The sequence below is a fragment of the Catenuloplanes atrovinosus genome (assembly GCF_031458235.1).
In the GTDB taxonomy this organism is placed as follows: Bacteria; Actinomycetota; Actinomycetes; order Mycobacteriales; family Micromonosporaceae; genus Catenuloplanes; species Catenuloplanes atrovinosus.
In genome coordinates this window covers 7,405,420-7,428,593 of sequence record NZ_JAVDYB010000001.1, presented here as the reverse complement: position 1 = coordinate 7,428,593, position 23,174 = coordinate 7,405,420, and the positions used below count along the sequence as shown (strand labels likewise).

At 72.9% G+C, this 23,174-nt stretch carries 20 protein-coding genes, 1 tRNA gene and 1 pseudogene; 12 read left to right on the top strand and 10 right to left on the bottom strand.

What is annotated here, in order from left to right; translation table 11 throughout:
- The first annotated feature begins 6 nt into the window (after positions 1-6).
- Positions 7-1,113 carry an NHL repeat-containing protein gene (locus J2S41_RS33115; RefSeq protein WP_310376706.1) on the top strand — a complete coding sequence of 369 codons (1,107 nt, stop codon included), beginning with the start codon at positions 7-9 and terminating at the stop codon, positions 1,111-1,113.
- 247 nt (positions 1,114-1,360) lie between these two features.
- Here the strand turns inward: J2S41_RS33115 and J2S41_RS33110 are convergent, their stop codons facing one another.
- Positions 1,361-2,146, bottom strand: a complete 786-nt coding sequence (locus tag J2S41_RS33110) for a M23 family metallopeptidase (RefSeq protein WP_310373897.1) — start codon at positions 2,144-2,146, stop codon at positions 1,361-1,363.
- Between the two features lie 230 nt (positions 2,147-2,376).
- Between J2S41_RS33110 and J2S41_RS33105 the strand changes: the two genes are divergently transcribed.
- Positions 2,377-2,697, top strand: a complete 321-nt coding sequence (locus J2S41_RS33105) for a hypothetical protein (protein ID WP_374728295.1) — start codon at positions 2,377-2,379, stop codon at positions 2,695-2,697.
- On the opposite strand, the gene J2S41_RS33100 is transcribed toward J2S41_RS33105, so the two are convergent.
- Positions 2,698-3,135 carry an acyl-CoA thioesterase gene (locus J2S41_RS33100; RefSeq protein ID WP_310373895.1) on the bottom strand — a complete coding sequence of 146 codons (438 nt, stop codon included), beginning with the start codon at positions 3,133-3,135 and terminating at the stop codon, positions 2,698-2,700.
- A complete protein-coding gene (locus tag J2S41_RS33095; RefSeq protein ID WP_310373894.1) occupies positions 3,132-3,761 on the bottom strand; it encodes a TetR/AcrR family transcriptional regulator in 630 nt (209 codons plus the stop codon). The genes J2S41_RS33100 and J2S41_RS33095 overlap by 4 nt, the downstream gene beginning before the upstream one ends.
- Before the next feature lie 137 nt (positions 3,762-3,898).
- Here J2S41_RS33095 and J2S41_RS33090 point away from each other — a divergent pair, with 137 nt between their 5' ends.
- The 3 genes from J2S41_RS33090 (at position 3,899) to J2S41_RS33080 (ending at position 6,314) form a co-directional block, all read left to right on the top strand.
- On the top strand, positions 3,899-4,447 hold the full coding sequence (locus tag J2S41_RS33090; RefSeq protein ID WP_310373893.1) for a tRNA adenosine deaminase-associated protein: 549 nt from the start codon (positions 3,899-3,901) through the stop codon (positions 4,445-4,447).
- Positions 4,448-4,531: 84 nt separating this feature from the next.
- Entirely contained in the window at positions 4,532-4,957 is a 426-nt protein-coding gene (locus J2S41_RS33085; protein ID WP_310376704.1) for a nucleoside deaminase, read from the top strand.
- Positions 4,958-5,396: 439 nt separating this feature from the next.
- A complete protein-coding gene (locus tag J2S41_RS33080) occupies positions 5,397-6,314 on the top strand; it encodes a type IV toxin-antitoxin system AbiEi family antitoxin (protein WP_310373891.1) in 918 nt (305 codons plus the stop codon).
- Between the two features lie 60 nt (positions 6,315-6,374).
- Here J2S41_RS33080 and deoD read toward each other — a convergent pair whose 3' ends face one another.
- Positions 6,375-7,085, bottom strand: a complete 711-nt coding sequence (gene deoD / locus J2S41_RS33075; protein ID WP_310373889.1) for a purine-nucleoside phosphorylase — start codon at positions 7,083-7,085, stop codon at positions 6,375-6,377.
- Positions 7,086-7,183: 98 nt separating this feature from the next.
- Between deoD and J2S41_RS33070 the strand changes: the two genes are divergently transcribed.
- Positions 7,184-7,273, top strand: a tRNA-Ser gene (locus J2S41_RS33070).
- A 69-nt stretch (positions 7,274-7,342) separates the two neighbouring features.
- On the opposite strand, the gene J2S41_RS33065 is transcribed toward J2S41_RS33070, so the two are convergent.
- Positions 7,343-8,077, bottom strand: a complete 735-nt coding sequence (locus J2S41_RS33065; RefSeq protein ID WP_310373888.1) for an NUDIX domain-containing protein — start codon at positions 8,075-8,077, stop codon at positions 7,343-7,345.
- 273 nt (positions 8,078-8,350) lie between these two features.
- Here J2S41_RS33065 and J2S41_RS33060 point away from each other — a divergent pair, with 273 nt between their 5' ends.
- Together J2S41_RS33060 and J2S41_RS33055 are read left to right on the top strand one after the other, a co-directional pair.
- Entirely contained in the window at positions 8,351-9,481 is a 1,131-nt protein-coding gene (locus J2S41_RS33060; protein ID WP_310373886.1) for a sensor histidine kinase, read from the top strand.
- Positions 9,472-10,581, top strand: coding sequence for a hypothetical protein (locus J2S41_RS33055; protein WP_310373884.1), 1,110 nt, complete (start codon positions 9,472-9,474; stop codon positions 10,579-10,581). Before J2S41_RS33060 ends, J2S41_RS33055 begins: the two co-directional genes overlap by 10 nt.
- On the opposite strand, the gene J2S41_RS33050 is transcribed toward J2S41_RS33055, so the two are convergent.
- The gene (locus tag J2S41_RS33050; RefSeq protein ID WP_310373882.1) at positions 10,561-13,656 is read right to left on the bottom strand and encodes an ATP-binding protein; all 3,096 of its coding nucleotides are present in this window, start codon (positions 13,654-13,656) and stop codon (positions 10,561-10,563) included. The two genes, J2S41_RS33055 and J2S41_RS33050, sit on opposite strands and share 21 nt — an antisense overlap.
- Before the next feature lie 95 nt (positions 13,657-13,751).
- Here J2S41_RS33050 and J2S41_RS33045 point away from each other — a divergent pair, with 95 nt between their 5' ends.
- A complete protein-coding gene (locus J2S41_RS33045; RefSeq protein WP_310373881.1) occupies positions 13,752-14,624 on the top strand; it encodes an alpha/beta fold hydrolase in 873 nt (290 codons plus the stop codon).
- Between the two features lie 63 nt (positions 14,625-14,687).
- On the opposite strand, the gene J2S41_RS33040 is transcribed toward J2S41_RS33045, so the two are convergent.
- Positions 14,688-15,581 (bottom strand): DUF1775 domain-containing protein, encoded by an 894-nt coding sequence (locus J2S41_RS33040; RefSeq protein ID WP_310373880.1) that lies wholly within the window; start codon positions 15,579-15,581, stop codon positions 14,688-14,690.
- Between the two features lie 163 nt (positions 15,582-15,744).
- On the opposite strand from J2S41_RS33040, the gene J2S41_RS33035 reads away from it, so the two are divergent.
- Positions 15,745-16,863 (top strand): lytic polysaccharide monooxygenase, encoded by a 1,119-nt coding sequence (locus J2S41_RS33035; RefSeq protein WP_374728193.1) that lies wholly within the window; start codon positions 15,745-15,747, stop codon positions 16,861-16,863.
- A 386-nt stretch (positions 16,864-17,249) separates the two neighbouring features.
- Positions 17,250-17,810 (top strand): annotated as a pseudogene (locus J2S41_RS39960) (GGDEF domain-containing protein); the annotation flags it as partial.
- On the opposite strand, the gene J2S41_RS33025 reads toward J2S41_RS39960, so the two are convergent.
- Positions 17,803-18,399: an acyl-CoA-like ligand-binding transcription factor gene (locus J2S41_RS33025; RefSeq protein ID WP_310373879.1), complete on the bottom strand. Its 597-nt coding sequence runs from the start codon at positions 18,397-18,399 to the stop codon at positions 17,803-17,805. The pseudogene J2S41_RS39960 and the gene J2S41_RS33025 sit on opposite strands and share 8 nt — an antisense overlap.
- Complete coding sequence (locus J2S41_RS33020) at positions 18,377-19,888, bottom strand: MFS transporter (protein WP_310373878.1); 1,512 nt, start codon at positions 19,886-19,888, stop codon at positions 18,377-18,379. The genes J2S41_RS33025 and J2S41_RS33020 overlap by 23 nt, the downstream gene beginning before the upstream one ends.
- A gap of 110 nt (positions 19,889-19,998) precedes the next feature.
- Between J2S41_RS33020 and J2S41_RS33015 the strand changes: the two genes are divergently transcribed.
- On the top strand, positions 19,999-21,180 hold the full coding sequence (locus tag J2S41_RS33015) for a L,D-transpeptidase (RefSeq protein WP_310373876.1): 1,182 nt from the start codon (positions 19,999-20,001) through the stop codon (positions 21,178-21,180).
- Between the two features lie 42 nt (positions 21,181-21,222).
- On the opposite strand, the gene leuA is transcribed toward J2S41_RS33015, so the two are convergent.
- Entirely contained in the window at positions 21,223-22,956 is a 1,734-nt protein-coding gene (gene leuA / locus J2S41_RS33010; protein WP_310373874.1) for a 2-isopropylmalate synthase, read from the bottom strand.
- Positions 22,957-23,174: the final 218 nt, after the last annotated feature.

Genomic DNA, 23,174 nt, shown 5'->3' with positions numbered 1-23,174 from the left:
GTGACGATGATCGCGGCCGGGATCGTGGGAGCCGGATCGCCCGCGCACGCGGTCGGGTCCACGCCGGCCGGCATGCCCGGGTTCAACGGCACGGTCTGGGCCACGGCGTACGCGGGCGACACCATCTACGTCGGCGGCGACTTCACGGCCGCGGTGGTCGACGGCGCGCAGGTCGCGCGCGGCCGCCTCGCCGCGATCGACGCGCGGACCGGCCGGCTGCTCGACTGGGCGCCCGCCGCGGACGGCACCGTGCGCGCGATCGCCACCGGCGGCGGCGCGGTCTACGTCGGCGGCGCGTTCGGCCGGATCGGCGCGACCAGGCGGGACGGCCTGGCCAAGCTGGACGGCGCCACGGGCGCGGTCAGCGCGATGCTGAACCACACGCTGACCGGCCAGCCGTACGCGCTGCTCATCGAGGGCAACCGGCTCTACGCCGGCGGCAACCTCACCGACGTCAACGGCGAGAGCCGGGGCATGCTGGCCGCGTTCAGCCTGGGCAGCGGCAAGCTCGACCCGGCCTGGCAGCCGAGGGCCGACGACCAGGTGCAGGCGCTCGCGTCCGGCGGCGGCCGGATCTACGTCGGCGGCCGGTTTAAGAAGATCAACGGCATCGGCGGCGCGCCGCGCATCGCGGCCCTCAGCCCGTCCACCGGCGCGCCGGACCCCGGCTTCACCACCAGGGCCACGGTCATCGTGTACGGCATCGCGGTCAGTCCCACCGGCGTCTACGCCGCGCACGGCGGTCAGGGCGGCAAGGTCATCGGGTACGGGCTGGACGGCACCACCCGCTGGACCATGACCATGGACGGCAACCCGCAGGCGCTCGCGCTGCTGGCCGGCACGCTCTACATCGGCGGCCACTTCGACAACATCTGCGCCAGCGCGGCCACCGGCAGCCAGGGCAGTTGCCGGGACGGCCAGACGAAGCGGGTCAAGCTCGCCGCCGCGAACCCGTCCGACGGCCGGCTGGGCCCGTGGATCGCGGACGGCAACGGCGTGCTCGGCGTGCTCGCGATGGCGTCCAGTCCCGCTCTCGGCAAGGTCGCCGCCGGCGGCGCTTTCACCACCATCAACGGTACGTCCCGGAAGCGCTTCGCCCAGTGGGCCCTGTAACGGCCGGCCGGCCGCGTGGCGGGACCACGGTGGAACGGCGGCGCGGTGTGGGCGGATGCGCCGCAGCTCGCGGCACCGGCCGGAGCCGTGACCGGATCGCGGGGTTCTCCGGGACCAGCGGCGGGACCGGCTCCGGCGCGGTGACCGGAGCGGAGCGCCAGCGGAGTCGGAGGACACCGCGCGGTTTGCCCGCGGGAGCATGCGGATCGTGCCCCCGCCGGAAGCGGGAAAATCCTGATCTGTGCCGTTAGTACGGCGCCTTCGGGCAACCGTTCGCCTGGGTGTACTCCGCGACCTTGGCGACCGGGGAGGCGCCGCCCTGTTCGCGCCAGGAGTCGAGGAACGGGGCCGGCCAGACGGCGCCGCGGCGGATCCACCAGTCGCCGGCCTCGGCGCAGGCCGGGGAGATGCCGAAGTGGAGGTGGCAGACGTTGTTGGCGTTGCCGGTCTTGCCGACGTTGCCGAGGCGCTGGCCGGCGCGGACCCGGACGCCCGGCTCGATGCCGGAGTCGACCAGCGACATGTGCGAGCCGTAGTAGCGGACGCCGTCGTCGCCGACCAGGGAGACGAAGAAGCCGCCGTTGAGCGGGCCGTCGGGCCTGCCCTTGACGAACTCGTCCTTGCGGCTGACCTCGACGACCGTGCCGTCGGTGACGGCCAGCACCGGGTTTCCGCAGTTCGCGAAGATGTCGGTGGCCGGATAGGCGGAGTGCGTCGGATGGTACGAGACCGGGCTGCCGGGGACCGGGAACACGTACGTATACGTCGCGGGCTTCGCGGATTTCGACGGCGCGGGCTTCGACGCGGAGGCGGACGCGGACGGAGAGGCTGACGGCGACGACGACGGTGTGGGGGACGCGGTCACGGACGGTGACGGTGACGGCGGCGCGATGGCGGACGAACCGGGCGAACCGGCCTGCCAGACCGGCGCAGCCGGCTCCGGCCCGGTGGCGCAGCCGCTTGCCATGAGCGTCGCGGCCAGCGTCATCGCGACGCCGGCCATCGATGAGACCCGGTTTCCTCCCCGTTGCATGGGGCCATCTTGGCAGATCGGCGCCGCGGTGCGCGGTCCGGCCGCCGTTCGGCAGTAGGCTCGAAGGACGGCAACCGCGAGCATCCCAGGAGCGTGGCCACGTGGCGCAACAGCCCGGTTACGGCGATCCCGCCTTCACGGCCCCGCCGCCGTTCGAGCCGGGCGACGATCGCTTCGCCGGGCCGCCCGCGATCGTGGCGGCCCGGGAGGCGCACCGGTTCGGCCCGCCGATGGACTATCCACCGCCGGCGCCGTTGCGGCCGACCTACCGCGAGCCGCACCCGGTGCGCGCGTCCTGGTTCATGGCCGGGCTGGGCGGCGGCGTGTTCTGGATGGTGCTCCTGCCGCTGCTCGGGACGAGTTTCGCCGGGTACGTGTGGTGGACGCTGATCGCGGGCGGCGTCGCCTGGCTGGCCGCGGCCGTGCTCTCCCGCGCGGGAGACCGGGGGGCCGCGGCCGGCATCTCGATCAGTGTGGGCGTCGCCTGGGCGATCGCGGCGTACGCGGTGGCGACCCGCTGGGCCCAGACGATGGACTGGCCGCTCTGGTGACTACCCCTTGGTGATCTCCTTGGCCACCGCGCGGGCCTCCTCCGTCCACGAGCTCGGGCGCATCGTGGCCGGGTCGAGGCACACGTTGATCCGCCGGCCCTCCGCGTAGACCGCGGAGCCGTCCTCGGAGACGAACCGGAAGCGGTAGTCCGCGCTGGTGTTGCCGAGCTTCTCCAGCCAGAAGTGCACGGCGACCCGGCCGGTGCCGATGATCGGCACGTGGAACGTGATCGTGTACTCCCGGATGACGTTGAACGCGTCCGGCTTGGTCGGGCGGCCGCCGGAGAACGACCAGCCGCGCGCGGCCCACCACTCGATGATCGCGCGCTCGACCAGCACCGCGTACCGGGCGTTGTGCACGACCCCGAGCGCGTCGAGATCGTCGAAGTGGATCGTGACCGGGGCGATGGCGCCGTACTCGATGGTGGGGGTGGTCATTCGTCGTGCTCCTCTGGGTCGGTGCTCAGTGCTCGCAGGCGGGCCCGCATGGACCGCAGTGCGAGGTCGTAGGCGGCCGCGGTGCCGAGCAGCCGGGACTGCATGACCGCGGCCAGGCCGAACGCCTCCGACTCGTACGCCAGCAGCGCCGGGTCGGTGTCCGGGACCAGCTCGCCGAGCTCGATCGCCTCCCGGGCCAGGCGTTCCAGCATCGCGAGCCAGTCCGTGAAGATCTCGGCGAGCCGCGCCCTGATCGGGCCTTCCCGGACGTTGAACTCGAACTGCACGTTTCCGAAGAAACAGCCACCGGGCAGTACGGACTCCGCGTAGAACGCGATCCGCCGCTCGTGCAGGGCCCTCAGCCGGCGCACGCCGCGCGGCTCCCGCAGCGCCGGGCTGATCACCCGCTCCAGCCACTGCTCCCGCGCGTGCTCGATGGTGGCGAGCTGGAGATCCTCCTTGCTGCGCCAGTGCGCGAACAGCGCGGACTTGCTGATGCCCAGCTCCTCCGCCACCTGCGCGAGCGACAGGCCGTCCAGCCCGTCCCGGGTGGCCAGCGCGACGGCCGTGTCCAGCACGGCGGCCCGGGTGCGGTCGCCGCGCGCGAGTCGTCCGTCGCGAGCCACGGATACGACCCTACAAAAAGACCGACCGGTCGTAAAGAATTTCCTCCCCGTCTCTTCAGGCTTGCGGAATGCCCTATCTGCGGCCCTTGCACCGACTACCGTCACGCGTATCGACGGCTGGACTCCGGGGGGACCCAATGTCGTACTTCGCTGCCGCCCTGGTCCGGGGCCCGAGTGGTTGGTTCGCTTCCGACCTGCCGCTCACCGGCGCCGCGGACACCGAGGACATCGCCGACCGCCTGCGCGACGTCGACCACGACGCCGACCTCAGCCTGCTCTTCGTCGAGTCCGACGACTCGTACCTGGTGATCATGCGACTCGACGAGGGCGAGGACCCGCGCGTCTTCGGCTCCGACTCGATCTTCGCCGAGGAGTCCCGGCTGGGCGCCATGCTGCTGAGCGACGTCGAGATGCCCGCGATCGAGATCCACAACGAGATCGACGAGGTCACCGAGGGCGTCGAGGAGGGCTCGGCCACGACGTCCACCGCACCCGACGATCCCGAGATCGACCCGATCGGCGACCCCGATCTCCTGGCCGACCTGGGCATCTCCTCACACGACCTGCTGCTGATGTGCGGCCGGGAGGGCGTGCACCCGTCCGACGTCACCCACGAACTCTGCGAGCACATCATCGGCAGCGCCGAGGTCGTGGACGAACTGCGCGAGCACGCGCTACGCCACTGATCACGCGTTCCCGGTGCGCGGCCCTGACCGCGGGCCGGGGACAATGCGCGGGTGGAGACACGGCGCGAGCGGCACGAACGGTGGATGCGGCGGGCCCTCACGGTGGCCGCGGACGCAGCCGACGACGTACCCGTCGGAGCAGTCATCTTCGGCCCGGACGGCACCGAACTGGCGGCGGCCCGCAACGAACGCGAGCTGACCGGCGACCCGACCGCCCACGCCGAGATCCTCGCCCTTCGCCGGGCCGCAGCCGCCGCCGGCGGCGGCGGTGAGTGGCGGCTCGGCGGGTGCACGCTGGTGGTCACGCTGGAGCCGTGCACGATGTGCGCGGGCGCGCTGGTGCTGGCCCGGGTGGAGACGCTGGTCTTCGGCGCGTGGGAGCCGAAGACGGGGGCGGTCGGGTCGCTGTGGGACGTGGTCCGTGATCGTCGCCTCAACCACCGGCCCGAGGTCTACGCGGGGGTCCTGGAGGCGGATTGCGCCGCGCTCCTCCGCACGTTCTTCGCCTGACGAACCGCCGGCGCGCCGTTGGCCCTGCTCCCCGCGATCCGCGCCGCACCCGCGCCCCGCTCCGCATCCGCGCACCCGCGCCCCGCTCCGCATCCGCGCCGCACCCCGCTCCGCATCCGCGCCGCGCCCCGCTCCGCATCCGCGCCGCACCCGCGCCCCGCTCCGCATCCGCGCCCCGCTCCGCATCCGCGCCGCGCCCCGCGCCGCCCGCGCCCCGCGCCGCCCGCGCCCCGCGCCGCCCGCGCCCCGCGCCGCCCGCGCCCCGCGCCGCCCCGCCCTCTCCGCGCCGATCTAGGACGTACTCCTGCTGTCTGATCTTCAAAAGCGGGCCTTTGCCCTAGATCGCGGGGGAGGTCGGGAGGGAGGGGAGGGTGTGGATGGGGGGCGTGTCGTCCACAGGGGGTGGGGGTGGTGTGTGGAGGCGATGAGTGTGTGCGCCATGGATCTGTATCGGGATGCGACGCGTGTGCCATTCCTGTTGGAGGACGGGAGGGTGCCGGTCAGCTATGACGGGTGGCGCGCCACGGGCATCAGCAAGCGCGCCACTTATTGGGCGGCGGGTAGAGGACGGATTCAGCGCCCACAGCATGGGCTCTACCTGCCCGGTGCGGAGCCGCCCACGGTACTCGAGAAGGTGCGTTCGGCGCTGGCGGTGGCGCCGCCCGAGGCGGTCGTCGGGTTTCACACCGCTGCGCTGCTGTACGGCTTCGGTGTGGTGGAGGAGGACCGGGTCCACCTCATGGTCCCGGCGGGGAACGCCTTCCCGCAACGGCGAGGGATCGCGTCTCACCAGGTCACACTGCCGATCGGTGACCCGGTGACGATCTTCGGCGTGCCCTGTGCGCCGGCCTCGCGGGTGGCTGTCGATCTAGCCCGGTTGACGCCGCGAGCCGAAGCCCTCCCGATCGTGGACGCGGCGCTGTTCGCCGGTGCGTGTTCCGTGGAGCAGTTGCGCGACGAGGTGCGGCTGCATGACGGGCTGCGCGGAGTTCGACAGGCGCGGGAGATCGTCGGGATCGCCGACGGTCGCGCGGAGTGCCGGCAGGAGAGTGAACTCCGCCTGCTCTTTCACGACCTCGGCATCGAGGGTTTCCAGCCGCAGCTCACGGTGTTCGACTATCGGATGGACCTGGGCAACCCGGAACTGCGTATCGGAGTCGAATACGACGGGGCATCGCATCTCGACCGGAGCCGCTTGCGGGCGGACCGGTGGCGTCACAACCGGCTGTCCGACCGGGGCTGGGCGATGCGCTACGCCACCGCACACGACCTGTACCGCGCCCCCGCGCCGTTCGTGACCTCGCTCCTCCGACTGATCGCCCGCCGCCGATCTAGGGCGAAGTCCCGTGATTGGTGATCACCTCACGAGACTCCCCCTAGATCGCGCGGGTCGGGGGTGGGGGTGGGGGGTGGGGGGTCAGGCGGTGATGGCGGTGTCGAGGGCGATCTCGATCATGGCGGAGAAGGTCTGTTCGCGTTCCTGGGAGGTGGTCTTCTCGCCGCGCTTGATGTGGTCGCTGACGGTGAGGAGGGTGAGGGCCTTGGCGCGGTAGCGGGCGGCGGTGGTGAAGAGGGCGGCGGACTCCATCTCGACGGCCAGGACGCCGTAGTCGGCGAGGCGGTCGTAGAGGTCCATCCGGTCCGTGTAGAACAGGTCGGCGGCCAGGATGGGGCCGACCCGCACCGGGATGTCGCGCTCCTCGGCCGTGGTCACCGCGGTGCGGAGCAGGCCGAAGTCGGCGACCGGGGCGTAGTCGATCAGGCCGTCGAAGCGCTGCCGGTTCATGCTGGAGTCGGTGGACGCGCCGTTGACCGCGATCACGTCCCGCAACTGCAGGTCGTCCACGATCGCGCCGCAGGTGCCGACGCGGATCAGCGTCGTCACGCCGTACTCGTTGATCAGCTCGTGGGCGTAGATGGTCGCGGACGGCATGCCCATGCCGGAGCCCTGGACCGACACCTCGACCCCACGGTACGTGCCGGTGAACCCCAGCATGCCCCGCACGGTCGAGTAGCACTTCGCATCCTGCAGGAACGTCTCCGCGATCCACTTCGCCCGCAGCGGATCCCCGGGCATGAGGACCCGCGGGGCGATCTCGCCCGGATTGGCGCCGATGTGCACACTCATGCCGCCGATCATGCCAGGCCCGCGGCCGCCCGCGCCCCCGCTCCGCAACCCCACGCCCCGCGCGCGACGGCGATCAGGCGTCCGGTAACGTACCTACCGGTGGTGTGTCCGAGTGGCCTAAGGAGCACGCCTCGAAAGCGTGTGAGGGTTTACGCCCTCCGCGGGTTCAAATCCCGCCGCCACCGCCATTGAGCAGGGAAGAAGCCCGGCAGCCGCGCATGCGGGTGCCGGGCGTCTCTCGTGTGATGGTCGGGGCGTCAGCGCAGCACGGTGTCGAGGTGCTGGCGGACCGGGGCGAAGAGTGGGTAGGGGACGTGGGATGCGAGGGTTGCCCGGTCGCACCAGGCGACCTCCGCCACCTCCTCGGCGTCGGCGACGTGGGCGGTGCCGCCGATGGCCTCGCACAGCACGTAGACGATGTGACGGCCGGTGGCCGGGTGTACGCGGTCGCCGAGTAAGCGGGCCGGCCGGACCGTCATGCCGGTCTCCTCGTGGGTTTCGCGGGCGGCGGCCTGGCCGGGGGTTTCTCCGGGTTCGATCTCGCCGGCCGGGAACTGCCAGGAGAGCGGGCCTTCCGCGACCCTCCGGCGGATCATGAGCACCCGGCCGTCGGTGACGATGACGGCGGCGGCGACGGTGGGGCGTGCGGCGACCGTGAGCCTGGTGCCGGTCGGGTAGGTCTCCACCTCGCCGGAGGCGCGGGTCACGGTGGTGGCGGCGGGCGAGGTCACGCTGTCGCCGGGGTGGACCGTGACGGTCGGCGGCGGAGCGGCCACGAACGTGCCGTGGCCGTGGCGCACCTCGATCAGGCCCTCCTGCCGCAGCACGGCGAGTGCCCGCCGGACGGTCTCCCGGGCCAGGCCGAACTCGTCGTGGAGGTCCTTCTCGGACGGCAGCCGGTGGCCCGGTGGGAGGCTTCCCCGCGTGATGCGATCGCGGAGGACACCGGCGAGCTGCCGGTAGGCGGCACCCCGGCGATCTGGCGCGATCATGCGGACACGCTAGGCACCGCCGTACGGACACCGGGACGTGTATACGTCTAGCCGACCGGTCGCCGGACCCGCGGAATGGACCGGACGGTTGCCGGGCTTCAGTGGGCGAGCGGGGGATGACGGGGCGTACGGAAGCGTGGAAAGGTGGGGCGCGAGAGCCGAGACCGGATGGAGACGATGGCATCGCGATCCGAGTGGCTTCCGGCGACCGTGGTGGCGGAGCGGCCGGAACGGCCGGTGGAGACAGTGGACCGACCGGTGGCGTCCGGTGGCATGACCACAGCCGGTGAACGTCCGGCCGAGCAGGCGCTGCTGCGGTACGCGATACGTTCCGTCGTACTGCTGCGTGGGTTCGTCGGGCTGGCGGCCACGGTCGCCGGCGTGATGACCGCGCCGGAGGCGAACGCGCTGGTGGTCGGCGCCCTCGCGGCGAACCTGATCTGGTCGGTGGTGTTCGTCGCGATCGCCCGGGTGCGGGGGCTGACCTGGTGGCTGGCCGCGGGCGACGTGGCTCTCGTGTCCGGGCTGTGCCTGATCCAGCAGAACGTGACCGTGCCGGCGGCGCTGCCCGGCGGCGCCAGTTGGATCGGCGGGCTGGTCACGATGGCGATGCTGGTGGCCGCGATGGGGCTGCCGGTCCGGTGGGCGGTTTCGGCGTCGCTGGTGCTGACCGCGTCGCACCTGGTCGGCATCCGCCCGGCGGACGACGGCGTGATAGCGGCGCTGATCCACGTCATTCAGGTGATCGCGCTGACGGTGCTGATGCGGGTGGTGCGGCAGTCCGCGGGGTACGCGGACGCGGAGCTCGCGGCCGTGCTGCGCGACCAGCGGGCCGAGCTGATCGAGCGGGCTCGCCGCGGGGACGAGCGGGAGCAGCGGCGGGACCTGCACGACACCGTGCTGTCCACGCTGACCATGGTGGGCACGGCCGGCATCCAGGGCCCGTCGGCGCAGCTGCGGCGGCGCGCGGCGGCGGACATCCTGGTCCTCGACCGGCTGTCGAATCCGGACGCGCCGGTCCCCGACGTACCGCCGAAGGGTCTCGACGACCGGCTTCGCGAGATCGCGCTGCGGGAGGATCTGGACGTGGCACTCGCGCTGACGCCGGTCGAGGTGCCGGCACCGGTGGCGGAGGCGATCGCCGGCGCGACCGCGGAGGCGGTCAGCAACGTGCGGCGGCACGCCGGCACCAGCCGCGTGCGGATCAGCCTGACCAGCGACAACGGGGCCGTCCAGGTGGAGATCCGGGACCGCGGTCGCGGGTTCGACCCGAAGAGCACACCCTTCCATCGGTACGGCGTGCGCGAGGCGATCATCGGGCGGATGCAGACGGTCGGCGGCCTGGCCGACGTGGACTCCGCGCCCGGCGGCGGCACCACGGTCACGCTGCGGTGGTGGCCGTGATCGAGAGCACCGCCATGCTGGTCGCCCGCCGCTACGTGCGCGGCACCGCGATCGCCGCGCTGGCCATCCCGATCTGCTGGCACCTGCTCTACGACGGCACGATGACCGTGCTCGGCTGGTCCGTGTACCGCTGGCCGTGGGTGGTGGCGGTGTGCTGGGTGGCGTACCTGGCGATCGGCGTGACCGGCGCGCTCGACATCTTCGGCCGGGCGCGCCCGCACCTGTTCTGGCCGTTGACGGCCGCGGCGCTGAGCGTGGTCGCGATCGTGCTGGCCATGTGCCCGCCCGAGGAGATCCTCCGGTCGTACGACTGGGCCTGGGGCGCGATCGGCTGGCTCGGCGTGATCATCTGCTGGCGGCGGCCGATCAGCCACCTCGTCGGGTTCCTGCTGGCCAACACCGCGATCGTGGTGATCGGCCTGGCGATCGGTGACCAGCTCGACCGGATCACGCTGGCCCGGCTGGGCATGGTGCTGATCGGCAGTTCGGCGTTGCAGCTCGGCTTCGCGTTCACGGCCGGTGGCGTCCGCACCATCGCCGCGTCCGTCACCCGGAGCGCGATCGCGCGCGCGGAGGTCGCGGACCGGCGCGCGGTCGCGGAGGCGGTGCACGCGGCCCGGGTCGCCCGCTACGAGGACATCCGCGACGACATCCGCGGCCTGCTCACCGAGCTGGCCGACGGCGCCGATCCGGGCGACCCGCTGGTCCAGCAGCGCTGCCGGGCCGGCGCCGCCCGCCTGCGCCGCCTGCTCGCCGAGACCGACGACGTCCCAGACCCGCTGCTGCACGGCCTGCGGGCCGGTGCCGACGTCGCCGAACGCCGCGGCGTGGAGGTGTCCCTGGTCCGCGTCGGCACGCTGCCGGATTTGTCCGTGGAGACCTGCCGCGCACTCTCCGAGGCCCCGATAGAGGCGCTCAGCAACGCCGCCACCTGGGCCCGTGTCACCGTGGTCGGCTCCGGCGACGAGGTCGTGGTCAGCGTCATCGGCGACATGCCCGACGCCCCGATCGCCCACCGTCCCGGGGTCGAGATCACCGCACACACCGAGGGCGAACGCCGGTGGATCGAGGCGCGCTGGTCACTCCAGCCGGCGGCCTGACGCGGCCGGCGTCACGGAGATCCGGCCGAAGCTGAGGATGCCGCTGGCGCCGCCGGCCAGCTCGCCCTCGGCCGGCCGCAGCGCGTCGCGCGCCCGGGCGAGCACGTCCGTCGCGCCGAGCGCGTCGGCCGCGCGCGCCAGCAGCCACAGCCGGGCCTCCAGCAGCAGGTCCCGCGGCGACTCCGGCACCTCGCGCAGCGCGGCGGCGGCCTGCTCGGGGCGGCCTCGAACCAGCAGCCGCAGCGGGCGGACCCAGGGCTCGTACGGGCCGGTGTCGGCCACGTCGGCGTGCGGGTCCAGGGAGAGCAGGGCCAGGGGGAGCAGGCCGTCCTCCACGCCCGGCATGCCGCTGCCGGCCATCCGGGCGGCGGCGGCGCGGTAGGCGGCCTCGGCGGCGGTGGGATCGCCGTGCAGGGCGTGGCGCAGGCCCGCGTACCAGCCGGTGAAGACGCCGACCATGGGCAGGTCGTGGCGGGTGGCGAGCCGGTCCGCGTTCCCCGCGTGGTGGTCGGCGGCGTCCGTGTCGCCGCGGGCGCAGGCGGATTGCAGCAGGATGAGGTGGCCCAGCACCTCGTAGGTGACCAGGCGGTGCCGGGCGGCCAGCGACACCAGTTCCGCGCCGATCGCGGCCCGCTCGGCGGAGAGCCCGGCCCGGCCGAAGCAGTGCATGAACCGCGCGTTCAGCGCGAACGCCAGCAGTTCGGGCTCGTCGAGCCGCCGGGCCAGCCGTTCCGCCTCCCGGGCGGCCGTGTCGCCGCGCGGGTCGGGGGCGCCACGCAGTTCCAGCGCCATCGTGCTGAGGAGCTTGCCGCGCAGCCGGAGGTCGGACGAGGTCAGCGCCGCGAGTGTCCGTTCCGCCGCGGCCACGATCCGCGCGGACAGGTCCTCGTCGTCGTTGCGTGGCCAGACCGCGGGCACGCCGAACGAGGTCAGCGCGATCGCGGCCGCCTCCGGATCGCCGAGTGCCTCCGCCGCCTCGATCGCGTCCGCGCGGTGCCGGCGCGCCTCCGCCAGCCGGCCCACCACCGCGAGCGCCCGGCCCAGTCCCATCCGGGCGGTCAGACGTTCCCGCAGGTCACCGGCGGCGCCGAGCGCGTCCAGCGCGCGGTGCCACATGCGTGCGGCCTCGTGCGGGTTGCCGCGGCGTTCCGCCTGCTCGGCGGCGGCGCGGGCGTAGCGGGCCGCGCGGGGTGCGCCGTCCGGGCCGGCCAGCGCGAAGTGGTGTGCCAGCGGGCCGGGGTCGTCCGGGCGCAGCCGCTCCAGCGTGGCGCCGGCGGCGGCGTGCCAGCGGGTCCGGCGCAGCGCGGACAGGTCCCGGTAGACGGTGTCCCGCACCAGGATGTGGGTGAACCGCAGCCGCCCGCCGGTCTCGGTCAGCAGCCCGGCGGCGACCGCGCGGTCCAGCGCGTCCAGCAGGCCGTCACCGTCCACATCGGTCAGCGCGGCCAGCACGTCCGGGTCGACGTCGCGGCCGAGCACGGCGGCGCGCCGGAGCACCGACCGGGTGCGCTCGGGCAGCCGGGCGAGCCGGTGCCGGATCACGTCGCGGACGCCGGCCGGCACGCCGTCCAGCGCGTCCAGGCCCTCGGCGGCCAGCACCCGGGCCAGTTCCCGGGCGAAGAACGGATTCCCGCCGGTACGCCGGTGCAGCCGCTCCGCCACGTCCGGCGCGACCTCGTCCCCGGTGACGGACGCGGCCAGCTCGCCGATCGCGGTCACGGACAGCCCGCCCAGGTAGATCCGGACCGGCTCGGCGCGCGCGAACCGGGCCAGCGCCGCGCCCAGCTCCGGCGTGATCTCCGTGGCCCGGTAGGTGCCGACCACCAGGACCGGGCCGGTGATCGCGTCCGGCCCGGTGAACAACCCGGCCAGCAGGTCGAGCGTGCCCTCGTCCGCCCAGTGCAGGTCGTCCAGCACGATCAGCGTCGGCGCCCGCTCCGCCGCACCGGTCACCAGCGCCGACGTGGCGCGCCGCAGCCGGAACCCGCTCTCGCCGGGCTGATCGGCCGTGGGGCCGCCGGACAGGGCCTCGGCGACCTGCAGCCAGGGCCAGGCGGTGGGCGCGTCCTCGTATTCCGGGCAGCGGCCCCAGACCGTGGTCCAGCCGGTCTCGGCGAGCGCCGCGGTGAGCGCCTCGGCCAGCGCGGTCTTGCCCGCGCCGGCGTCTCCGGAGATCAGCGCCAGCATCGGGCGGCGTGCGCGGACGGCGGTGCGGGCGGCGTCGTCGAGCAGGCCGCGTTCCTCCGCTCGGCCGACGAAGGGGGTGGTGGCCCGGGGACTCCCGGTGGGGAGGTCGCGCACGGGCGTCCGTACCGCTGAAGGATTTTGATCTAGAGCCGGCGCCTGGGACAGGATGTCGGACTCGAGCGCGCGCAGCCGCGGCCCCGGATCCACGCCCAGCTGGTCGGCGAGCGTGGTGCGGGCGTGGCGGAGCGCGGCCAGCGCGTCGCCCTGCCGGCCGGTGCGGTAGAGCGCGGTGGCCAGCAGGTGCCAGGCCTCCTCGCGCAGCGGGTGCGCCGCGGTGTGGGAGCGCAGCGACGGTACGGCGTCGGCGGGCCGGCCCAGGTCGAGCAGCGCGGCGGCGCGGCGCTCGACGGCGAGCGCGCGCAGTTCGTCCAGTCGGTCGATCTCCGCGCGGGCCCAGCCCTCGGCCGCGAACTCCGCGTAGGCGGGACCGCGCCACAGCGCCAGCGCGTCGTCCAGGCCGGCCAGCGCCGCGGCGGGCGGCAGGTCCGCGGCGGCCCGGACCGCGTCGGCGAAGCGGACCGCGTCGATCGAGTCGGCGTGCAGCGCGTAGCCGGGCGGCGCGGTGCGCAGCAGCTCGGACGGGCGGCGCGGCGGGCGGTCCGGTTCGAGCGCGCGGCGCAGGTCGGCGACGAACGTGCGGATCGAGGCGACCGCGCGGTCCGGCGGGTCCGGCCAGAGATCGTCGACGAGCGTGTCCACGGGTACGACCCGGCCGTGCGCGACCAGCAGCCGGGCGAGCACGGCGCGCTGCCGGTTGCCACGCAGCGCGACGGGACCGGCGGCGGTCTCGGCCGACAGCGGCCCGAGCACACCGAACGTCACCGTCACCCGCCCAATCTAGAGCACTTGTCCGCTGCTGATTCGCCGCTCATCGGCGCGCGCCATCGTCGGTGGCGTCGGAACGAACATGTCAGGGGATGACGATGAGGATCAACGGATTCGCGTACGAGCGGGTGACCGTGGCGGACGGGGTGGCGCTGAACGCGGCGGTGGCCGGGTCGGGGAGCCCGATCGTGCTGCTGCACGGCTTCCCGCAGACGCACCTGATGTGGCGGCACGTGGCCGCGGACCTGGCCGCCGACCACACCGTGATCGTGCCGGACCTGCGCGGGTACGGCGACAGCGACAAGCCGGCCGAGACCGGGCCGGACGTCTACGCGAAGCGGACCATGGCGGCGGACGTGGTGGCGCTGGCCGCGGCGCTCGGGCACGACCGGTTCGCGCTGGCCGGCCACGACCGGGGCGCGCTGGTGGCGATCCGCGCCGGTCTGGACCACCCGGCCACGATCACGCACCTGGCCTCGCTGGACGTGCTGCCGACGCTCGACTCGTGGGACGTGCTGCGGGGCGCGTCCGCGGCGGTCGGCTTCCACCTGTTCCTGATGGCGCAGCCGCCCGGCCTGCCGGAGAAGATGATCTCGGCGACCGCGGACGACTTCTTCGGCTACTTCCTGGACCTGTGGAGCAACGACCCGGAGGCGATTCCGGCGCCGGTCCGCGCGGAGTACCTGCGCGCGTCGCGGGAGGCGGTGCCGTCGATCGTGGCGGACTACCGGGCCACGGCCGGCGTCGACATCGCGCACGACCGGGCGGACCTGGCGGCGGGCAACCGCCTGTCGATGCCGGTCACCGTGCTGCAGCAGGACTGGGGCGCGGCGCTCGGCTTCGACGCGGTGGCGCTGTGGGAGCGGTGGGCGGCCGATCTGCGGCACCGCACGGTCTCCTGCGGGCACTTCATGGCGGAGGAGGCGCCCGCGGTGGTGGTCAAGGAGCTGCGCGAGCTGCTGACCAGGTGAGAAACGGGGGTGGCCGCCGTCCGGGTGCGGACGGCGGCCACCCCTACAGCCCTGTCGAACCGATCAGGACGTCTTCCCGGCGGCAGCTCTGATCTTGGGCGGCGCGTCCTCCTCGGCGGAGGACTCCTCCTCCGGGGAGTCGCCGCGATACCGCCACGCCGAGTCCGGTGTGTCGGACTCGTCCGCCTGCCGCGGTGCGGTCAGCTCGTCCAGGCTGAGCTCGGCGCCACCGGCCGGCTCCGGCCGCCGCCGCGAGGCGAACAGCCACATGATCGCGCCGCCGCCGACCAGGCCGGCCGCGAGCCCGATGATGCCCACCCAGAGCCCGGTGTCCGAGCCCTCGTCGGTGACGGACGCGACCGTCTCGGTCTCCGTCGCGGTGCCGCCGTGGTGACCGCCCTGGGCGTCGCTGACCGTGTCCGGGATGAGCCGCAGCACGGCCGCGGCGCGCGGCGCGGTGGCGCCGGCCGCGGGCACCGCGTCGTTCACCACGGAGCTGCCGTCGTCGTACTTCTCGGTGATCTTGAAGACCACCTGGTCGGCGACGGGCAGCGGGCCGAGCGTGACCAGCAGGTCCGCGGACTGGCCGGGCTTGACGCCCTTACCGGGCATCGCGAACCAGGTGATGTCCGTCACGGCCTCGGTGACGTTGCTGCCGTGCACGCCGGGCAGCGGCTGCGCGAGCGGCTTCCAGTTGATCGTCGGGGCCCAGTCGTCGATCGACAGCGGGTACGTCTCCGCGATCGGCATCGAGTCGGGCATGGTGAGGACGACCTGGGTGAGCGTGGCCGTCGGGCTGCTGTTGCTCACCGTGAAGGTCAGCCGGGGAGCGCCGCCCTGGACGCTCACGTCCGGGTCGACCGTCACGTCCGCGGACGCGGGCGTGGGGAGTGCGAGCGCTCCCGCCGCGAGGGCGAGGGCCGCACCTGCCAGGGACTTGCCGAGCCAGCACCTCATGACGGGTAGTTCGGATGGGACCCCCGGTTCGGTTCAATCCATCGCGAAGATTGAGCTTTGCCGATCTGTTTGTGAGAATGGCCGTGGTGCCGCGGGGGCTGACGCGTCACCGAGCCGGAGCTGCGCTTCCCACCTCCACAGCAAGACCCCGAGAGGAAGCTTCGTGAATCTTCGACGCAGGGCGGCCGCGTATTTCGCCGCCTCCGTGTTGGCCGCCGGGCTCGTCACCGTGATCGCACCGTCCGCCGCCGAGGCGCACGGCGCGATGATGAGACCCGGTTCCCGTACCTATCTCTGCTGGCAGGACGGCCTCGACTCGACCGGGCAGATCATCCCGCAGAACTCGGCCTGCCGCGCCGCCACCGACGTCAGCGGCGTGAACGTGCTCTACAACTGGTTCTCCGTGCTGCGCTCCGACGGGGCCGGCCGGATGGAGGGCTTCATCCCGAACGGCCAGCTCTGCTCCGGCGGCAACCCGAGCTTCTCCGGGTTCAACGTGCCGGGCGACTGGCCGGTCACCCACCTGACCTCCGGCGGCGCGTTCAGCTGGCGGTACAGCAACTGGGCGCACCACCCGGGCACGTTCAGCATGTACATCACGAACGACGGCTGGGACCCGAGCCAGCCGCTGGCCTGGGACGACCTGGCGGACACGCCGTTCCTGCAGGTGACGAACCCGCCGCAGAACGGCCCGGTCGGCTCGAACGACGGCCACTACTACTGGTCCGGCAACCTGCCCTCCGGCAAGAGCGGGCGCCACATCATCTACTCGGTGTGGTCGCGTTCGGACAGCCAGGAGACCTTCTACGGCTGCTCCGACGTGGTCTTCGACGGCGGTAACGGCGAGGTCACCGGCGTGAAGGGCGGCAGCGGCACGCCCACGCCGGCGCCGACCACGGCGTCGCCCCGCCCGGTCAGCCCGACGCCGACCGCGCCGGCCACGGCCACGCCGACGCCGACCGGCACCGGCACCGGCGGTCAGCCCGCCAACCGCTGCATGGCGATCTACAGCGTGGTCAGCACCTGGAGCGGTGGCATGCAGGGCCAGGTGGAGGTCATGAACCACAACACGGCCACGTCCGGCGGCTGGACGGCGACGTTGACGCTGCCCAGTACGTACACGATCAGCAGTCTGTGGAACGGGACGATGAGCGGTAGCGGCAGTACCGTCACGGTGCGGAACGTGGGCTGGAACGGCGCGATAGCGCCGGAGGGCAGCACCACGTTCGGCTTCCTCGCCAACGGCACCGGCCTGCCGCAGGTGACCTGTTCGCTGAGCTGAGCCGGAGCGGGACTCACGGAGATCGTCGATCACCGTGAGTCCCGTCTCAACTCCAAGCTGTCGTCCAGTTTCCATGAGTACCGTGGTCAACCCACACTCAGGCTGGATGAGCAACTCACGTGTCTAACGAGGACAGAGAACCGAACCCCGAGACCCTGCTGCGGCACACCATCGCGATGACGGCCGCGGACGACTACGACGACCTGCTGGACGCCGCGCTGCGGGCGGTCACCGACGTCTCCGGCGCCCGCACCGCGCTGGCACTCACGCCCGGCCGCCGCGGCGTGCGGGTGCGCACGCTCGGTGCGCCGCTGACCGAGCCGGTCCGCGACCTCGGCGAGGGCCTGACCGGCGAGCGCTGCCGGCTCACCGTGGGCCGGCACACGCTGGTCGTGCTGGACGGCGAGGACCTGCCGGACCGGACGCGATCGCTGCTCGGCCTGGTCGCCACGCAGGCCTCCGCGTGCCTGGGCCGGCTGGAGACGCTGGCCCGGCTGCGCGAGGAGGCGGGCTCGGACCCGCTGACCGGGCTGCGGCACAGCGGCCCGTTCGGCGAGCGGCTGGCCGAGGCGCGCCCCGGGCACACCGCGCTGCTCGCCATCGACATCGACAAGTTCAAGAGCATCAACGATCGGTACGGACATCAGGCCGGCGACGCGGTCCTGGTCGAGCTGGCCGGCGCGCTCAAGTCCGCGCTGCGCCACGACGACGAGCTCTACCGGGTCGGCGGCGACGAGTTCGTGGCGGTGCTGGAGGTGCAGTCGCCGGAGGAGGCGGCCGGCATCGCGGAGCGCCTGGTCGAGGCGGCCCGGCTGATCGGCCGCACGGTCAGCGTCGGCGTGGCGATCACCCGCCCCGGCGAGGAGCCGGCCTCGACGCTGCGCCGCGCGGACACCGCGCTCTACTCCGCCAAGCGCTCCGGCCGCGACGGGCTCCGGGTCACCTGAGCGCCGCGTCCAGGCCCCGGTCCAGCACGTCGAACGCCTGGTCGCTGAGGGCGAGCAGCTCGTCCCGGCCGCCCGCGTCCATCCACACCGTCATCACCGAGACCAGTGCGCCCACCACCGCGCCGGAGAACGCGCGGATGCGCAGGTCGGCCGGGTCCATCCCGACCCGGGCCGCGACGTGCGTGCCGACCAGGTCCATGGTCTGCGTCAGGTTCTGGTAGATCCGCGACCGCAGCGCCGGGTGGCCCATCACCAGCGAGGTGCGCAGGCGGGCACGCTCGACCTCCTCGGCCGGAATGCGGTCGATCAGCTCGTGCAGCGCGGTCCGGAGTGCCGCGAGCGGCGCCAGCGCGGCCGGCTGCGCGTCGAAGATCTCGACGAAGACCGGGTCGTACCGGTCCTCGACCACCACGTCCTCCTTGGTGGGGAAGTACCGGAAGAACGTGCTCGGCGAGATCTCCGCGGCGGCCGCGATCTGCTCGACCGTGGTCGCGTCGTAGCCCTGCTGGGCGATCAGGCGCAGCGCGTGCTCCTGGATCGCCCAGCGGGTCTTCTGCTTCTTGCGTTCACGGAGTCCGGGCGAGCTCATCCCTCGATTCTGACGTGTCCCGCCGTGCCGCACGGAGCAGGAGCCCGGCCACGATCGCACCGGCGAGCGCGACGGCCGCGTTGGCGGTCAGCGCGAGCGCGGTGCCGTGCAGGAAGGCCTCGCGTGCGCCGGTGGCCAGCGCCGCGCCGCCGGTCTCCAGGCGCTCCGCGACCGCCAGCGCGCCGGCCGGGGACTCCCGGACGGCCGCCGCCGCGTCCGGGGGCAGGCCCGCCGTGGGTACGCGGTCCGCGTATCCACGGGAGAGCAGGCTGCCCAGCAGTGCCACGCCGAACGCGCCGGCCACCTGCCGGAGCGTCATGGTGATCGACGTGCCGGACCCGGACCGGGCCGGCGGCAGCTCGCCGATGACCGCGTCCATCGCGGGCGCCAGCGCCATGCCGCAGCCGAGGCCGACCGCCGTGTACCAGGCCGCGGCGTAGCCGTACCGGTCGTCCGCGCCGGTGGCGGCGCCGGCCAGCAGGCCACCGCCCAGCACGAGCAGGCCGAGCACGACCGGAAGCCGGTGACCGAGCCGGGCGGCCAGCCGTTCGCCGAGCGGCGAGCCGAGCACCACGCCGCCGACCACCGGCATCAGCCCGAGCCCGGTCTCCAGCGGGTCGAAGCCGAGCACGAACCCGAGGTACTGCGGCACCAGGAACAGCAGCCCGAACAGGCCGAAGCTGGCGGACACGGCCGCGATCGTGCCGCCCAGGAACCGGCGCCGCGCGAACAGCGCCAGGTCGATCATCGGCGCGCGGGCCCGCCGCTCCCAGAGCACGAACGCGGTCAGCAGGACGGCGCCGGCGCCGAGCGCGGACAGCACGGACGGCGCGCCCCAGCCGCGGACCGGCGCCTCGATCACGCCCCAGACCAGCGCGACCAGCCCGGCGACGGCCAGCAGGCCGCCGAGGTAGTCGACGCCCGGGTGCTCCGCATCGCGTGACTCCGGCAGCAGGACCGCGATCGCGGCCACCGCGACCAGCACGACCGGCACGTTGATCAGGAAGACCGAGCCCCACCAGTAGTGCTCCAGCAGGTAGCCGCCGAGCACCGGCCCGAGCGGGATGCCGACGCCCATCCCGGCCATCAGCACCGCGATGGCCCGGCCCCGCTCCTCCGGCCCGAACAGCGTGGGCAGCACGGCCAGGCTGATCGGTGTGATCAGCGCGGCGCCCACGCCCATCAGCACACGGCCGGCGATGACCAGCTCCGGGCTGCCGGCCCAGGCCATCGCGAGCGATGCGAGACCGATGACGACGAGCCCGGCCAGCAGCAGGCGTTTGCGGCCGTACCGGTCGCCGAGCGCGCCCATCGGGAGCAGCAGGCCCGCGAAGACCAGCACGAACGCGTCCACCATCCACTGCAGTTCGCCGGTGGTCGCGTCCAGCTCGGTGGCGAGCGTGGGCAGCGCGACGTTCAGGATCGTGACGTCGAAGCCCATCGTGATCAGGCTGAGCGCGAGCGCGGCGAGCGCCCACCAACGCTTCATGACATCCCCTATCTTTTGAATTTCACTGTCTTTTGACAGTAACTCTCATTTTGGCAACGACGTCAACCGATCGAGTGGCAGGTGTCGTGAGCGCGTCGCACGATGGGGTGATGCGACTACGTACCCGAGCACTGAGCCTGGCCCTCGTCCCGGCGCTGGCCCTCGGGCTCGCGGCCTGCGGGAACGACGCCTCCGAACAGGACGGTGGAGGCGCGCCGACCGCACCGGCCAGCACGGCCGCGGCACCGCTGGCGGTCACGCCGGCGGACCGGGAGACGAACGTGCCGGTCTCCGCGGAGATCGGCGTCAAGGAGCAGGGCGTGGCGCTGACCGAGGTCACCCTCACCGACGGCGCGGGCGCGACGGTCGAGGGCGGGCTGCGCGCGGACGGCAGCACCTGGGTCCCGGCCGACCCGCTCGCCTACGACACCACCTACACCGTGCGCGCGACCGCCGGCGATCGCGCCGCCACCAGCACGTTCACCACGATGTCCCGGCCGGGGAACCGGATGGACGCGCAGATCTTCATGGCCGACGGCAAGACGTACGGGCAGGCCATGCCGATCGTGGTCGAGTTCGGGCAGGGCGGCGTGAAGGAGGCGGACCGGGCCGCGGTGGAGCGGCGGCTGTTCGTGCAGAGCGACCCGCCACAGCTCGGCGTCTGGCACTGGGACAGCGACATCCAGGTCGAGTACCGGCCGGAGAAGTACTGGCAGCCGGGCACGAAGCTGACCGTCCGGCTCGGGCTGGGCGGGCTGCCGGTGGGCGGCGGCCGGTACGGCAAGGTCGACGTCGACCTCACCGCCTCGATCGACACCAAGCGCCGCGAGATCCAGGTGGACAACGCGACCAAGAAGATGACCGCGGTCGAGGACGGCAAGACGCTCCAGACGTACCCGGTGAGCCTGGGCAAGAAGGAGGCGCCGTCCTTCTCCGGGACCATGGTCATCATCGAGCGCCTGGAGAAGACCACGTTCGACTCGTCGACGTACGGCGTGCCGGCCTCGTCCGCGGACGGCTACCGCACGGACGTGCAGTACGCGGAGCGGCTCACCTGGAGCGGGCAGTTCATCCACGCCGCGCCGTGGTCCGACGCGGACCAGGGCCGGCGGAACGTCTCGCACGGCTGCGTGAACGTCTCCACCGGCGGCGGTAAGTGGATCTTCGACTGGACCAGGGTCGGCGACCCTGTCGTGATCAAGGGCACCGAGGAGCAACTACCGGTCGGCGACGGCTGGACCGCGTGGAACATGTCCTGGGAGGACTTCAAGGCGGGCAGCGCGCTGTCGTGAGTCCGTGGCCGGGTCTCTCCGCGGAGAGACCCGGCCATCGGGTCAGCGGGCGCGGTTGACCGCGCTGGTCACCGCCTTGATCGAGGCGGTGACGATGTTCGCGTCCAGGCCCACGCCCCAGAGCGTGACGCCGTTGATCTCACACTCGACGTACGCGGCGGCCTGCGCGTTCTCGCCGGCGGAGAGCGCGTGCTCCGCGTAGTCCAGCACCCGGACCCGCATGCCCAGCGCCTGCAGCGCCTGTACGTACGCGTCGATCGGGCCGTTGCCGACCGCGGCCAGCGGTCGGCGGTTGCCCTGGTAGTGCACCTCGGCCTCGATCTCGACCTTGCCGTCCACACTGCCGGTGGAGTAGCGCTCCAGCGCCAGGCGCGGCGTCACCTGGTGCTCGACCAGGTAGGACGTCGCGAAGATCTCGAACATGCGCTGCGGGTCGACCTCGCCGCCCTCGCCGTCCGTGACCGACTGCACCACGCCGGAGAACTCGATCTGCAGCCGGCGCGGCAGGTCGAACTTGTGCTCCTCCTTCATGATGTACGCCACGCCGCCCTTGCCGGACTGCGAGTTGACCCGGATGACCGCCTCGTACGAGCGGCCCACGTCCTTCGGGTCGATCGGCAGGTACGGCACCGCCCACTCGAAGTCGTCGATGTCCGTGGCGGCCTTGCGGGCGTCGTCGGCGAGCGCGTCGAAGCCCTTCTTGATCGCGTCCTGGTGCGAGCCGGAGAAGGCGGTGTAGACCAGGTCGCCCGCGTACGGGTGGCGCTCGTGCACCGGCAGCTGGTTGCAGTACTCGACGGTGCGCTTGACCTCGTCGATCTGCGAGAAGTCGATCTGCGGGTCGATGCCCTGGGAGAACAGGTTCAGCCCCAGCGTGACCAGGTCGACGTTGCCGGTCCGCTCGCCGTTGCCGAACAGGCAGCCCTCGATCCGGTCCGCGCCGGCCAGCAGGCCCAGCTCCGCTGCCGCGACCGCGGTGCCGCGGTCGTTGTGCGGGTGCAGGGACAGCACGATCGAGTCGCGCCGCGGCAGGTGCCGGTGCATCCACTCGATCGAGTCGGCGTACACGTTCGGCGTGGCCATCTCCACCGTGGCCGGCAGGTTGATGATCAGCTTGCGGTCCGGCGTCGGGTCGATCACGTCGATCACCGCGGAGCAGATCTCCAGCGCGTAGTCCAACTCGGTGCCGGTGTACGACTCCGGCGAGTACTCGTAGTAGATGTCCGTGTCCGGCGTGTGGATCTCCGCGTACTTCTGGCAGAGCCGCGCGCCGGTCGTGGCGATGTCCGTGATGCCGTCCCGGTCCAGGCCGAACACCACGCGCCGCTGCAGCACCGAGGTGGAGTTGTAGAAGTGCACGATCGCCCGCTTCGCGCCGCGCAGCGACTCGAACGTGCGGTCGATCAGGTGCTCCCGGCACTGGGTCAGCACCTGGATGGTCACGTCGTCCGGGATCAGGTCCTGCTCGATCAGCTGCCGGACGAAGTCGAAGTCGGTCTGCGAGGCGGCCGGGAAGCCGACCTCGATCTCCTTGTAGCCCATCTGCACCAGCAGCTGGAACATCCGCCGCTTGCGCTCCGGCGACATCGGGTCGATCAGCGCCTGGTTGCCGTCCCGCAGGTCGACCGCGGACCAGCGCGGCGCGGTCTCCACGCGGCGGCTCGGCCACTGCCGGTCCGGCAGCTCGACCGCGACCTGTTCATGGAACGGCTTGTACCGCCCGACCGGCATGGGGCTGGGCTGCTGCGTGGCAATGGGGTCACTGTGCGTGCTCATGGTTGTCTCAGGCTCCCGTAGAGGCTTTACGTCTGGGGTGGGCGGCGGCATCGGTGCGACGGATGCCGGGGCCGACTGGCGGGCGCTCTGAGCTGTGGTCGTGGCGCGCGCTAGATCACCGCGACGAGGTGCCGGCCTGGGATGGGGCCTCGTCGCGGCGGCGAAGGAGGAGACCCTGCTGCCACATGACGGCTCCACCCTACGTGATCCGCCCCGCA